Raw genomic sequence first — 13,887 nt, forward strand, 5'->3', positions numbered from 1 at the left:
GCCGCTCAACGCGTGTAGCGGTACGTCGCCGTGGCCTGCTCGTAAAGCCGCGTCACCTCGTCCCGCTCGGCCTCGGGACCCCGCACCTGGACGATGTGGTAACGGCCGTTCAGCAGGATCGCCATGTTGCGCACGTACAGGTCGCGCCCCTGCCCGTCGGTCCAGGTGAACTGGCCCTCGGCCATGGTCCGTCCGCCCACCTCGATGGTTCTCAGGCCGGTGGCCGTGGCCCAGCTGGAGTCCCGGTACGGCTGCAGTTCACGTTCCTTGTCCCGCTGGTAGACCATCGGATCGCTGCCGCCCGCGGAGGCACTGTCCCGTCCCGGTACGAGGAGCAGCTCGAAGTTCCCGTGCGAGTAGACCACCTGGCCGCTGCCGTTCTTGGGCGTGCGGTCCCAGCCCTTGGCGACGGCGACCTTGAAGCCCTCCGGGTCGGTGCGCAGGGTGAACCCGTCGGCGACGGAGGGGTCGCCGCCCGTCTGTGTCTCGGTGGCGGGCTCGGACGCCGAGGGGCTGCCGCTCGCGGACTGCCCGGAGGACGGCTGCCGGGTGTGGGAGGGCGCGGGACTCGCCTCCCCGGCGCTGCCGGTACGGTCGCTGCCCGCCGCGCCGCTCTCCCCCTGCTTCGGCATGAAGACCATCGCGTACGCCACCGCCCCGGCCAGCAGGAGCAGTATCAGCAGGAGCAGCGTCCGGCCGAGGCTGCGCGGGGAACGGGCCGCCTCCTCCCGGGCCCGCTTGTGCCGGCCGTGCGGATGGGGCGCGGGCATCCCGGCGCGCCGCCGCCGCACCAGCTCACCGCGGCGCCGGACGATCGGCAGCCGCCTCGGGTCGGCGGGCGGGACGGGGACGACATGGGCGCCGGCGTCCGGCTCGGGCGCCGAGCGCACCAGCGAGCGCAGCCAGCCGCTCAGCTCCTCGAAGTCCAGCCGGTCGGTGGGGTCCTGGCGCAGCAGCGACTCCACGACCGGGCGCAGCGGCCCGCACTCCTCGGCGAAGGCGGGCGGCTCCGCGCACACCAGCTGCACCAGCTCGGCCGTGGACTCCTCGGGGTAGGGCGCGTGCCCCTGCACGGCCCGGAACAGCAACGCCCCGAGGGCCCACAGGTCGGTGGCGGGCCCGATCGGCGCCGCCAGCTGCCAGTTCTCGTGCACGGGCCCGGCCTGCTCGGGCGCCCACCGCTCGGTCACCGGCCCCACGACGGTCATCCGCACCTGCCGCGCCCGCTCGGCGGCGAGCGCGGTGCCGGGACCACGGCGTACGGCCCCGCCACCGGGCTCGTCCCAGCGGCCGCCACTGGCGACCGGGGTGAGACCCGCACCTGCGGGAAGGACGGGGGGCTGCCCGGAAACGGGCTCGCCGTGGGCTGAGCCGCGCAGCTGACCCGCGTGCCCCTGACCGGGCACAGGCAGGTGATCGGAGCCGGATGCTGCGCCCGGCTGCCCGGAAACGGGGGCGCCGCGACCTGAGCCGCCCCGCTGACCGGCAGGCCCCTGACCGGGTACGGGCAGCCGGCCCGAGCCGGGTGCTGCGGCGGGGTGCCACTCCCCGGGAGGCAGGCCGGGGCGCTGTCCGTCGCCGCCCGGCGCGGTCGGCGAGACCGGCGCGGTCGGCGTGCCTGCGGGGCCCGTGCGCGGTGTGGCGCCGTGCCAGGCGGAGCCGTGCACCCCGTAGGGGTCGGCGATACGGCCGGGCGGCGAGGCGGCCTGACCGGAGGAGTACGGCGGCTGCACCGTGCCGTTGTCCGTGGCCTCGCCCTCGGCGGGCGGGCGGGCTCCGGGCAGGGCGGCGCGGCCGTTCTGCTGGGTTTCCTGCACTCGGGCTGCGGCCCGGGCTCCCGCACGGTAGGCGGCGATGGCCCCGGCCCGCGCGGCACGGATGTCGTCGCCGCTCTCCAGGGCCCCTCGGCCCGCAGGTCCCGGGACGGTGGCTCCACCCGAAGCCCCGTTCGCGCCCGGCACCGGCAGCCCACCGGCCGCCCGCGCCTGGATCGCGGCCCGCCGCGCCGCCTCGGGATCCGCATCGGGGGACGCCACGGGTCCCGAACCGTCCGCCGGGCCGCTCACCGCACCGGCCGGAACACCGCCACCTGCGGCGCCCCGCCCGCCGTCGCCACCGAGACCCTGACCACCGGAGCCACCGAAGCCCTGGTCACCGGTTGCGCCGGGCCACTGTCCACCGGAGCCGCCCGGCCCCTGCCCGCGCAGGCTCTGCCCACCCGTGCCGACGCCGTCACCGGCACCGCCGCCCGGTCCGACGGCTCCCGCCGGCCCTTCCCGGCCCTGCTGCCCGTCCGGGACCGGCACCGGGTCGTACCCGCACAGTGCCTCCTCCGCCGCGCCGACCGCGAGGCCGGTCAGCATCACGCGGCCGTCGTCGCAGACGAGGACCGTGCGGGCGGTGATGTTGCGGTGCACCCAGCCGTGGCCGTGCAGGACACGCAGCGCCATGAGGACGTCGGAGGCGACCTCGGCCGCCCGGTACGGCGTCAGCGGCTGCTCGGCCAGCAGCGCGGACAGCGGACGCGCGGCCACCCACTCGCTCACGATCCACAGTGAGCCGCCCTCGGCGAACACGTCGAAGACCTGGTCCAGCCGCGGATGATCGGGGATGCTCGCCGCAGCCTGCGCCGCCTCGACGGCGCGCCGCACCGCCGGGTCCGAGGGCCGGCGGGTGGCGGTCCGGGCCGCCGGGGTACGACGCGTCCCGCGCTCACGGGCGGTGAACCCCTCGGGCAGCCCCTCGGCGTCGAGCACCTCGGCCTCGACGACCTCCGGCAACGGCACCTGACGGACCAGCACTTCCTGACCGCTGTAGGTGTCGAAGGCCCGGGTCTCGGTCAGTTCGTACTCGTCGGAGGGCGGCAGCGGCAGGCGGTAGCGGTCGGCGAGCACCCGGCCCGCATAGTCGTCCACGTTGCCTCCCCCGGCCGCCTGTTCGTTCACATCCGTTCCCATACGGCCCGTTGCGCATCCACAATCCGGCTCCGTACGGTCCGCAACCATTCACGATACGTGCCGGAGGCAAGTCGCATTGAGGGGATGACGGATTCTCACGGCCCCAAACAGGGCTCGTTCACATCACGACTTGGGCTCGAAGGACGTCGTCAGCGTCTTCCAGGTGTCCTTGCGCAGCGCGCTGTTCCACTCCGCGGCCTTGGCCGTGTACATCAGCCCGTAGCCTTGATGGCCGTTGACGACGAACCCCCGGTCGATCGAACGGTACTTGGTACCGCCCTCCACGTAAGTGAACTCCCAGTCGGCCGTGTTCCAGCCGCGGTAATCCACCTGTTCTATGCGGATCTTCCGGTACTGGGAGCGGTACATGTACCGCTCCTGGTTCTTCCAGTCCGCCACCGGGTCATCCTTGGGCGTGCTGGTCCAGCCGACGAGCAGCATCTGCCCGTTCGGCCCGGTGTAGCGGTCTCCGGCCTGCCCGGTGGACTTGTACTTCCACCCCTTGGGCAGCCCGATCGAGTACCCCTGGGCGCCCTTGCGGGTCGACGCCACCGGTGCGCTGCCGTCGCTCTTCGAGCCGGACGAGCCGGAGTCGTCGTCACCGGTCGGGCCGGCGCTCGTCTGCGTCGCCGAACCGGTCGTGGCGGACGCCGAGGTGTTCCCGTCCGTCTTGGCGTCGCCGTCGGTGTCGCCCTTGCCGCCCGTGCCCTTGTCCTGCTTGGTGGAGGCGCTGGCGCCGGCCGTGGCCTTGGCACCACTGCCGTTCTTGCTGCCCTTGTCGTCGCCCCCGTTGAACACGATGGCCAGCACGGTGCCGATCACGGCGAGGACGACCACCACCGCGATGATCACCAGCGTCCGCCTGGGCACCACGTCGGTGAGCGGCGCTCTCGGCACCGGCCGCGGCTGCAGGTCCAGGTCCGGCGGCGGTACCACGGGCCACCCCGAACTCGACTTGTTCGCGCTGGAGTTCGGTGCGACAGAACCCTGGGCCGAACCGGCCGGCCGCCCGGGCGTCCCGGCACCCGCGCCCGAACCGCTCTGCGCGGCCGGCTTGCCGCCCGCGCCCGGAGCCGCCGTACCGCCACCGCTCTTCGCGCGCGCGGACGGCGACGAGCCCGCTGCCCCGGCCGCCTTGCGGACCGAACGCAGCGCCCCGCGCAGCTTCTCCCCGGCCTCCTCGCCCCGCTTGCCCTCGGGCCCGTCGGGCTGCGCCGGCAGCGGAACCACCCGGGTGGCGTCCATCGCCTCCGGCGCCGGCGCGTGGATCACCTTGTTGAGCATCGTCCGGGCACCGGCGTCGTCGAGCCGCTGGGCCGGATCCTTGGTGAGCAGGCCGTAGATGACGTCCCGGAGCGGACCCGCGTTCTTGGGCTCCTCCAGGGGCTCGGTCATCACCGCGGTCAGCGTGGCGATCGCGGAACCCTTGTCGTACGGCGGCAGACCCTCGACCGCCGCGTACAGCAGGCCGCCGAGCGACCACAGGTCGGCCGCGGGTCCCGGCTTGTGCCCGCGGGCGCGCTCCGGGGAGATGTAGGAGGGGGCGCCGACGAGCATGCCGGTGGAGGTGATGGACGGGTCGCCCTCGACCTGCGCGATACCGAAGTCGGTGAGCACGACCCGGCCGTCGTCGGCGATGAGCACGTTGGACGGCTTCACGTCACGGTGCAGGATGCCCTCGCGGTGCGCGGAGCGCAGCACGTCGAGGATGGCCAGCCCGACCTCGGCGGCGCGCCTGGGCTCCAGCAGGCCGTCCTCGCGGATGGCCTCGGCGAGGGACTTGCCCTCGACCAACTCCATGACGATCCAGGGCCGGTCGTCCTCGTCGACCACGTCGAAGACCGTCACCGCGCTGTTGTTGCGGATCCGGGCGATCGCCTTGGCCTCGCGCAGGGTGCGCGTGATCAGGCGCCGCTTCTCCTCCTCGTCGATGTTCGACGGGAACCGCAACTCCTTGACGGCGACCGTCCGGCCGAGGGTCTCGTCCTCGGCACGCCACACCGTGCCCATGCCACCGCGGCCCAGCACGTCTCCCAGCCGGTACCGCCCGGCGAGGAGACGACGCTCGCTCTTGTCCTGACGAGTCTCCTGACGGGATGTGCCCGCCCGCTCCGCCTCCGACATGCGTCCCCTCATGCAACCCGCCCTGACAGAGCCTCCATTGTCTCTCACCCGACAAGTGGCCGACGCCCAGGGTGCCTCTGGCCCCGTCCCGGGCTCCGCACACCGGAACACCCGCTGAAGCCGAGGTTCCGCTTACCGGGATGATGGACCCGAGCAGAGAGGAGCCCGGATGCCGACGCTTCGGACAGTCCTGCCCATACCGGTGTTGCTGACGCTGCTGCTCGCCCCCACCGCCTCCTCTGCGAACTCGGCGGCCGCCGTCACGGACACGGCCCTCACGCTGCTGGTCACCCGGGGCGGTGCACCCGCCGCGGCCCTGCTGGCCCTGGACGGAAACCGCTCCCGCTACACCGCCGCCGGTCCGGGCATGGCGCGCGCCGACCACTTCCGCGCCGGCAGCGTCACCAAGACCTTCGTCGCCACGGTCGTGCTGCAACTGGCCGCGGAACACCGGCTGTCCCTGTCCGACACCGTGGAGCGGCACCTGCCGGGGCTGCTCCGCGGACGCGGCACCGACGGACGGCACATCACCCTGCGCGCCCTGCTCACCCACACCAGCGGGCTCGCCGACTTCACCCGGGCCACCCGGGGGACCGTCCCCCTGACCCCGCTTCAGGCCGTGCGCATCGCCCTCACCCTCCCTCCGGCCCACCCGGGCCGCTACGCCTACTCCAGTACCAACTACGTCCTGCTCGGCATGGTCGTCCGTCAGGTCACCGGCCACTCGTACGCCACCGAGGTCCGGCGCCGGATCATCGCTCCGCTCGGTCTTACGGACACCTCCCTTCCCGGATCCCGCAGCTCACTTCCGCTGCCGCACGGCCGCGCCTACGCCGCCGACGGCTCCGACGTCACCCGGCTCGACCCGCGCGTGGCCGGCGCGGCGGGTGAGCTGGTGACCACGCTCGCCGACCTGGACCGCTTCTACGCGGCCCTGCTCGGCGGCCGGCTGCTGCCCTCGCACTGGCTGCGCGAGATGCTCAACACCCGTGCCACACATGGCTCGTACGGCATGGGGATCTTTCCGGCAAAGCTCCCGTGCGGCATCACGGTGTGGGGACACAACGGCCGGATATCCGGGAGCTACGTGCGCACCGCGGCCACCGCCGACGGCCGACATGTCCTCACCTTCCGTGTGAACACGGACGCGATCGCAGATTCCCGGCTCGAACCGGCCTTGCTCGCCGCCGAGTTCTGCCCTCGCACCTGGTAGAACGCACCGGTTCCGAACGAAGATCCCGGTTCGCGACACTCGTTCGAGTGAAAGCCGGAGGCAGGCCCGGGGCAGGCCCGCCTCAGCTCAGCGGCACGATGTCCGGCGCCCCGAGCCTCGCCGCGTCCGCCGTCTGGTCGTCCGGCTGGAGCTGGGACTCCCGCTCGGCCTCGACCCGCTTCTCGTAGTGCTCCACCTCGCGCTCGATCTGGTCCTTGTCCCAGCCGAGCACGGGTGCCATCAACTCGGCGGCCTCACGGGCGCTGCGGGTGCCCCGGTCGAAGGTCTCGATGGAGATGCGGGTACGGCGGGTGAGCACGTCGTCCAGGTGCCTGGCGCCCTCGTGCGAGGCCGCGTACACGACCTCGGCGCGCAGATAGTCGTCGGCGGCCTGCAGCGGCTCGCCGAGGGCGGGGTCGGCTGCGATGAGGTCCAGGATCTCCTCGGCCATCGAGCCGTACCGGTTCAGCAGGTGCTCCACCCGGACCACGTGCAGTCCGGTGCGGGCCGCGATCCGCGCCCGCGCGTTCCACATCGCCCGGTAGCCCTCGGCGCCCAGCAGCGGGATCTCCTCGGTGACGCAGTCGGCGACGCGCATGTCGAGGCCGTGCACCGCCTCGTCGACGGCGTCCTTCGCCATCACCCGGTAGGTCGTGTACTTGCCGCCCGCCACGACCACGAGACCGGGCGCCGGATGCGCCACGGTGTGCTCGCGGGACAGCTTGCTGGTGGCGTCGGACTCGCCGGCCAGCAGCGGACGCAGGCCCGCGTACACCCCCTGCACGTCGTCGCGGCTGAGCGGGACGGCGAGCACCGAGTTTACGTGTTCCAGCAGGTAGTCGATATCGGCGCTGGAGGCCGCCGGGTGGGCCTTGTCCAGGTCCCAGCCGGTGTCGGTGGTGCCGACGATCCAGTGCCGGCCCCAGGGGATGACGAACAGGACCGACTTCTCCGTGCGCAGGATCAGACCGGTGGTGGAGTGGATGCGGTCCTTGGGCACGACCAGGTGGATGCCCTTGGAGGCGCGGACGTGGAACTGGCCCCGCTCGCCCACCATGGCCTGCGTGTCGTCGGTCCACACACCGGTGGCGTTGACGATCTGCTGGGCGCGGATCTCGTACTCCCCGCCGCCCTCCACGTCCTGCACCCGGGCGCCGACGACCCGCCCGCCCTCGCGCAGGAACCCGGTCACGCGGGCGCGGTTGGCCACCTTCGCGCCGTACGACGCCGCCGTGCGCACCAAGGTCGCCACATACCGGGCGTCGTCCATCTGCGCGTCGTAGTACTGCAGGGCGCCGACCAGGGCGTCCTTCTTCAGGCAGGGGGCGACGCGCAGGGCGTGACGGCGGGTCAGGTGACGGTGCAGGGGCAGGCCCCGGCCGTGTCCGCGGGCCATGGACATCGCGTCGTACAGAGCCACGCCCGAGCCCGCGTACAGGCGCTCCCAGCCCTTGTGCTGCAGCGGGTAGAGGAAGGGCACCGGTTTGACCAGGTGCGGGGCAAGCCGCTCCAGGAGCAGGCCGCGCTCCTTCAGGGCCTCGCGGACCAGGGCGAAGTCGAGCATCTCCAGATAGCGCAGGCCGCCGTGAACGAGCTTGCTTGACCTGCTGGAGGTGCCGGACGCCCAGTCGCGGGCTTCGACCAGGCCGGTGGACAGGCCGCGGGTCACGGCGTCCAGCGCGGTCCCGGCGCCGACCACTCCGCCGCCGACCACCAGCACGTCCAGCTCGCGCTCCGCCATCGCCGCCAGTGCCTCGGCGCGCTGCGCCGGACCCAGAGTCGCTGTCCTCACCGCTGCCTCCCGCTGTCGAACAACTCGCTCGCGTCGGCCGCACCCGGCGGGCGAAGCCCGGTTCATCCCCTCCTCATGCCCAAATTCTGACCGGCTTGCCCGACTTCAGCCACCACGGGCTCCCAACCTGTGGACAACACGAACGCAACCCCCGGAAGACACACGAACAGAATCCCACATAACGGTCATATTTACTCCTAGTGTGACAGTGCGCTCGCTCTGGCAGTCCACAGCGGTTGCGCATCTGTCCCGCTTCGGTTACTGGGAAGGACGGGCCCACGCCATGCCCGCAGATCTCGCCGTCATCGGACTCGGTCCCTACGGCCTCCCGCTCGCCCAGGCCGCCGTCGCCGCAGGCATCCCGACCATCGGGTACGCCACCGGCCCCGAGGCGGGTTCGCTCAGCCCCGCCGAGCTGCGGCGGATGCACGCGGCGGGCTTCCGGCCCGCCACCGACCCGGCCCAGCTCGGCCGGGTACGCACCGCCGTGATCTGCGCGCCCACCCCGCGCGGCGCCGACGGCGGGGTCGACCTCGGCCAGGTGGAGGCGGCCGCCCGCACCCTGGCCGAGCGGCTGCGCCCGCACACCACGGTCATCCTGGAGTCGCCGGTGCTCCCCGGGACCACCGAGAAGTTCCTGCGCCCCCTGCTGGAGAAGGGCTCCGGACTGCGCGCCGGCCGCGACTTCCACCTCGCCTACTCGCCCAGCCGCGTCGACCCCGGCAACCGCGACCGCACCCCCGCCGGCACGCCCAAGGTCATCGGGGGCCTCACCCCCGCCTGCACGGAGTCGGCCGCGGCCTTCTACGGACGGCTCACCGACAAGGTCGTACGCGCGCGCGGGCTGCGCGAGGCGGAGGCCGTACAGGTCCTGGAGACCAACTACCGGCACGTCAACATCGCGCTGGTCAACGAGATGGCCGTCCTCTGCAACGAGCTGGGCGTCGACCTGTGGGACGTCATCCGCTGCGCGGAGACCAAGCCGTTCGGCTTCCAGGCGTTCCGGCCGGGCCCCGGAGTCGGCGGGCACGGCGTCCCGCAGGACCTCACCGGCCACGCGAGCCGCACGCTGCGCATGGTGGAGCTGGCTCAGCAGGTCAACAACCGCATGCCCCGCTACGTCGTCCAGCGCGCCGCCACGCTCCTGAACGAGCACGGCAAGTCCGCGCGCGGTGCCCGCGTCCTGCTCCTCGGCGTCACCTACAAGCCCGACCTCGCCGACCTGCAGGGCACGCCCGCCCAGGAGATCGCCGTCCGCCTGATGGAACTGGGCGCCGCGGTGAGCTACCACGACCCGTACGTGCCCGCGTGGAGCGTCCTGGAGCGACCTGTCCCGCGCGCGGACTCGCTCTACGAGGCTGCCGCCGACGCCGACCTGACCATCCTGCTCCAGCAGCACCGGACGTACGACTTGCAGGGGCTCTCGGTGAAGGCCCAGCTTCTGTTGGACACGCGGGGGGCTACGCCTACGGGGGCGGCGCATCGGTTGTGAAGGGGGGCGCGTGGGCGGACCGGGCTCCGGGGCTGGTGGCATGCGGCTCGTAGCGCGGGTACCTTACGGAAACAGGTGGAGCCCACCGCAGTGGGTGCTGCAGCGGGCTCCGAGCTGATTCACGGGTGTCCGCCCCTAGTCTCCTTGGGGGCGGCCGCTCACCAGCTGCAAATCCACAAGACACACCTCCTCCGGAACTTCACCATCCGAAGACGGATCCGATCCCAGCGGGTGGGCTTGCGGTGACGTCCCATGGGCGCCCCCTTCCACGACGCCGCCCATTGACCCGGTAGGCGGACCGTTGGAAATCGGGCCGGGCCCCGAGGGTGGGGTCCGGACCATGTCCTTGGAAGGGGGCGCTCCAGAAACCTGGGGCGCCGACACGGACGTTATCGCTCTCGGACCGGCTGACCAGCCCGTATCCGCCCCGAACGCAACCGCGCGCCCCCGCGCCACGCCGCGCGCCCCGGGGAGGCACCCACGACACACGAAGGGGGCCGGTCACCTCACCAGGTGACCGGCCCCCTCACGTCATACGGACTACCGCCGATGCTGCGAGTCCGCCACCGTAACCTCCACCCGCTGGAACTCCTTCAGCTCGCTGTACCCGGTCGTGGCCATGGCGCGGCGCAGGGCGCCGAAGAAGTTCATCGAGCCGTCCGGGGTGTGGGACGGGCCGGTGAGGATCTCCTCGATCGTGCCGACCGTGCCCAGGTCGACCTTCTTGCCGCGGGGCAGCTCCTCGTTGACCGCCTCCATGCCCCAGTGGTGGCCCTTGCCGGGCGCGTCCGTGGCACGGGCCAGCGGGGAGCCCATCATCACGGAGTCGGCGCCGCAGGCGATCGCCTTCGGCAGGTCGCCGGACCAGCCGACGCCGCCGTCCGCGATCACGTGCACGTACCGGCCGCCGGACTCGTCCATGTAGTCGCGGCGGGCCGCGGCCACGTCGGCGACCGCGGTGGCCATCGGGACCTGGATGCCGAGGACGTTGCGCGTGGTGTGCGCGGCGCCGCCGCCGAAGCCGACCAGGACACCAGCCGCGCCGGTGCGCATCAGGTGCAGGGCGGCGGTGTAGGTGGCGCAGCCGCCGACGATCACCGGGACGTCCAGCTCGTAGATGAACTGCTTCAGGTTCAGCGGCTCGTGCGCGCCGGAGACGTGCTCCGCCGAGACCGTCGTACCGCGGATGACGAAGATGTCCACGCCCGCGTCCACGACCGCCTTGGAGAACTGGGCGGTGCGCTGCGGGGAGAGCGCGGCCGCCGTGACCACGCCGGAGTCGCGCACCTCCTTGATGCGGGCGCCGATCAGCTCCTCCTTGATGGGAGCCGCGTAGATCTCCTGGAGGCGGCGGGTCGCCTGCTCGGCGGGCAGCTCGGCGATCTCGTCGAGCAGCGGCTGCGGGTCCTCGTACCGCGTCCACAGGCCCTCGAGGTTCAGCACGCCGAGGCCGCCCAGCTCGCCGATCCGGATCGCGGTGGCCGGGGAGACGACCGAGTCCATGGGGGCGGCCAGGAAGGGCAGCTCGAAGCGGTAGGCGTCGATCTGCCAGGCGATCGAGACCTCCTTCGGGTCCCGCGTACGGCGGCTGGGGACGACGGCGATGTCGTCGAAGGCGTACGCCCGGCGGCCGCGCTTGCCGCGCCCGATCTCGATCTCAGTCACGTCTTGGCCTTTCCCTGATGCATTGCAGCGTCTTCCAGTATCGCCGACAGGTACGACAAGGGCGGCCCCGGATGCTCCGGGACCGCCCTTGCACGGCCTGTACGGCCCTCACGCGTGCGCGTGCGTCACTTCTTGTTGCTGTAGTTCGGCGCCTCGACCGTCATCTGGATGTCGTGCGGGTGGCTCTCCTTGAGGCCTGCCGAGGTGATCCGCACGAAGCGACCCTTGGACTCCATCTCCTCGATGGTGGCGGCGCCCACGTAGCCCATGGTCTGGCGCAGGCCGCCGACGAGCTGGTGCAGCACGTTGGACAGCGGGCCGCGGTAGGGCACCTGGCCCTCGACGCCCTCGGGCACGAGCTTCTCGTCGGAGGTCACTTCGGCCTGGAAGTAGCGGTCCTTCGAGTACGACTTGCCCTGGCCGCGGGACTGCATGGCACCCAGCGAGCCCATGCCGCGGTACGACTTGAACTGCTTGCCGTTGATGAACATCAGCTCGCCCGGCGACTCCTCGCAGCCGGCGAGGAGGCTGCCCAGCATGACCGTGTCCGCACCGGCGGCTAGCGCCTTGCCGATGTCGCCGGAGTACTGCAGACCGCCGTCGCCGATCAGCGGAATGCCCGCCGGACGGGCCGCGAGGGAGGCCTCGTAGATGGCGGTGACCTGCGGGACGCCGATGCCGGCAACCACGCGGGTGGTGCAGATCGAGCCCGGGCCGACACCCACCTTGATGCCGTCGACACCGGCGTCGATGAGCGCCTGGGCGCCGTCGCGGGTGGCGACGTTTCCGCCGATCACGTCGACGTTCACGCTGGACTTGATCTTCGCCATCCAGCTGAGGGCGTTGCTGTTGTGGCCGTGCGAGGTGTCGACGACCAGGAAGTCCACACCGGCCTCGGCGAGCGCCTGGGCGCGCTCCAGCGCCTCGGGGCTGGCACCGACAGCGGCACCGACGAGCAGGCGGCCCTCGGCGTCCTTGGCGGCATTGGGGTACTTCTCGGCCTTGACGAAGTCCTTGACCGTGATCAGGCCCTTGAGGACGCCCTCACCGTCGACCAGCGGCAGCTTCTCGATCTTGTGCTTGCGCAGCAGCTCCATGGCCTCGGGCCCGGAGATGCCGACCTTGCCGGTGACCAGCGGCATCGGGGTCATGACCTCGCGCACCTGGCGCGTGCGGTCGCTCTCGAAGGCCATGTCGCGGTTGGTGACGATGCCCAGCAGCTTGCCGGCCGGGTCGGTGACCGGGACACCGCTGATACGGAACTTGGCGCACAGGGCGTCGGCCTCGGCGAGCGTGGCCTCCGGGTGCACCGTGATCGGGTCGGTGACCATGCCGGACTCGGACCGCTTCACCAGGTCGACCTGGTTGACCTGGTCCTCGACGGAGAGGTTGCGGTGCAGTACGCCGACGCCGCCCAGCCGGGCCATCGCGATCGCCATGCGGGACTCGGTCACCTTGTCCATCGCCGCCGACAGCAGCGGGATGTTGACCCGGACATTGCGGGAGATGCGGGACGAGGTGTCGACCGCGTTGGGGAGCACCTCGGATGCACCCGGCAGCAGCAGCACGTCGTCGTAGGTCAGCCCGAGTGTCGCGAATTTTCCGGGCACTCCGTCGACGTTGGCAGTCATGACACCTTCCCCAAATGGCCTTGATCGGTGCGGATGTCCATGCTAACGGGAAGCACGGCTAGCAAATTCCACGGTCCGAGGTGACTTCAGGCTTCGTATGTTCGTACGGAAACGAACCCGCGCCTGTTCAAGAAAGGGAGCTACGAAGGCTCCGCCCAGGGCAGTTACTGCTCGGCGAGCGCGCGCAGCCGGCTCAGCGCCCGATGCTGGGCCACCCGCACGGCGCCGGGTGACATTCCCAACATCTGCCCCGTCTCCTCCGCGGTCAAGCCCACGGCGATGCGCAGCAGGAGCAGCTCGCGCTGGTTCTCCGGGAGGTTGGCCAGCAGCTTCTTGGCCCACTCGGCGTCGCTGCTGAGCAGGGCACGCTCCTCGGGGCCGAGGGAGTCGTCGGGGCGTTCCGGCATCTCGTCCGAGGGGACGACCGTGGAGCCCGGGTGGCGCATCGCGGCGCGCTGGAGGTCCGCGACCTTGTGCGAGGCGATGGCGAAGACGAAGGCCTCGAAGGGGCGGCCGGTGTCGCGGTAGCGCGGCAGGGCGAGGAGAACGGCGACACAGACCTCCTGGGCGAGGTCCTCCACGAAGTGGCGAGCGTCGCCGGGCAGCCGGGACAGCCGGGTGCGGCAGTAGCGCAGGGCCAGGGGGTGCACGTGGGCGAGCAGATCGTGCGTGGCCTGCTCGTCCCCGTCGACGGCACGATGCACGAGCGCACCGATCGGCCCTGGGGCCGTGCCCGCATCGTCGTCGCGCATCGGTCCATGGTGCCCTGCGGCCGTCCGGTCCGTCGCATCGTGTTCGTGGTTGTGCACCGAAGCGTTATGAGCAGGTGCGCCGGCACTCATCCCCTGCGCCCTCCCCTTCCGCTCGACCGACTCGTCCCCGAGAGACTCCACATCTCAAGGATGCGGCATCCGCGGCGAAACGAGCACCGCACGCCCTCCGCTGCCCCCCACATAGGCGTGAGTGGTGGATCAGTCCCCACGGGCACAGAGCAAAGCAGCAGGTCAGACAGA

8 protein-coding genes are annotated in these 13,887 nt (G+C 71.9%); 2 read left to right on the plus strand and 6 right to left on the minus strand.

Going from position 1 to position 13,887, the window contains the following annotated elements:
* Positions 1-5 precede the first annotated feature (5 nt).
* Together ACFYZZ_RS39055 and ACFYZZ_RS39060 are read right to left on the minus strand one after the other, a co-directional pair.
* On the minus strand, positions 6-2,915 hold the full coding sequence (locus ACFYZZ_RS39055) for a protein kinase (protein WP_389186876.1): 2,910 nt from the start codon (positions 2,913-2,915) through the stop codon (positions 6-8).
* A gap of 165 nt (positions 2,916-3,080) precedes the next feature.
* Entirely contained in the window at positions 3,081-5,081 is a 2,001-nt protein-coding gene (locus tag ACFYZZ_RS39060; protein ID WP_389187043.1) for a protein kinase, read from the minus strand.
* 169 nt (positions 5,082-5,250) lie between these two features.
* Between ACFYZZ_RS39060 and ACFYZZ_RS39065 the strand changes: the two genes are divergently transcribed.
* Positions 5,251-6,294 carry a serine hydrolase domain-containing protein gene (locus tag ACFYZZ_RS39065; RefSeq protein WP_389186879.1) on the plus strand — a complete coding sequence of 348 codons (1,044 nt, stop codon included), beginning with the start codon at positions 5,251-5,253 and terminating at the stop codon, positions 6,292-6,294.
* An 82-nt stretch (positions 6,295-6,376) separates the two neighbouring features.
* On the opposite strand, the gene ACFYZZ_RS39070 is transcribed toward ACFYZZ_RS39065, so the two are convergent.
* The gene (locus tag ACFYZZ_RS39070) at positions 6,377-8,086 is read right to left on the minus strand and encodes a glycerol-3-phosphate dehydrogenase/oxidase (RefSeq protein ID WP_389186882.1); all 1,710 of its coding nucleotides are present in this window, start codon (positions 8,084-8,086) and stop codon (positions 6,377-6,379) included.
* Between the two features lie 283 nt (positions 8,087-8,369).
* Here ACFYZZ_RS39070 and ACFYZZ_RS39075 point away from each other — a divergent pair, with 283 nt between their 5' ends.
* Positions 8,370-9,578 (plus strand): nucleotide sugar dehydrogenase, encoded by a 1,209-nt coding sequence (locus ACFYZZ_RS39075; protein ID WP_389186884.1) that lies wholly within the window; start codon positions 8,370-8,372, stop codon positions 9,576-9,578.
* Between the two features lie 540 nt (positions 9,579-10,118).
* On the opposite strand, the gene ACFYZZ_RS39080 is transcribed toward ACFYZZ_RS39075, so the two are convergent.
* From ACFYZZ_RS39080 to ACFYZZ_RS39090, 3 genes are all read right to left on the minus strand, one after another.
* A complete protein-coding gene (locus tag ACFYZZ_RS39080) occupies positions 10,119-11,243 on the minus strand; it encodes a GuaB3 family IMP dehydrogenase-related protein (protein ID WP_386578361.1) in 1,125 nt (374 codons plus the stop codon).
* A gap of 125 nt (positions 11,244-11,368) precedes the next feature.
* On the minus strand, positions 11,369-12,874 hold the full coding sequence (gene guaB, locus ACFYZZ_RS39085) for an IMP dehydrogenase (RefSeq protein WP_386578360.1): 1,506 nt from the start codon (positions 12,872-12,874) through the stop codon (positions 11,369-11,371).
* 164 nt (positions 12,875-13,038) lie between these two features.
* On the minus strand, positions 13,039-13,626 hold the full coding sequence (locus ACFYZZ_RS39090) for a sigma-70 family RNA polymerase sigma factor (RefSeq protein WP_389186888.1): 588 nt from the start codon (positions 13,624-13,626) through the stop codon (positions 13,039-13,041).
* Between the last annotated feature and the right edge of the window lie 261 nt (positions 13,627-13,887).

The organism is Streptomyces sp. NPDC001816 (genome assembly GCF_042892235.1).
GTDB lineage: Bacteria > Actinomycetota > Actinomycetes > Streptomycetales > Streptomycetaceae > Streptomyces.

Coding starts and splice junctions, on each gene's coding strand:
- ACFYZZ_RS39060 (WP_389187043.1), bottom strand. CDS start 5,081: ATGTCGGAGGCGGAGCGGGCGGGCACATCCCGTCAGGAGACTCGTCAG.
- ACFYZZ_RS39065 (WP_389186879.1), top strand. CDS start 5,251: ATGCCGACGCTTCGGACAGTCCTGCCCATACCGGTGTTGCTGACGCTG.
- ACFYZZ_RS39075 (WP_389186884.1), top strand. CDS start 8,370: ATGCCCGCAGATCTCGCCGTCATCGGACTCGGTCCCTACGGCCTCCCG.
- guaB (WP_386578360.1), bottom strand. CDS start 12,874: ATGACTGCCAACGTCGACGGAGTGCCCGGAAAATTCGCGACACTCGGG.
- ACFYZZ_RS39090 (WP_389186888.1), bottom strand. CDS start 13,626: ATGCGCGACGACGATGCGGGCACGGCCCCAGGGCCGATCGGTGCGCTC.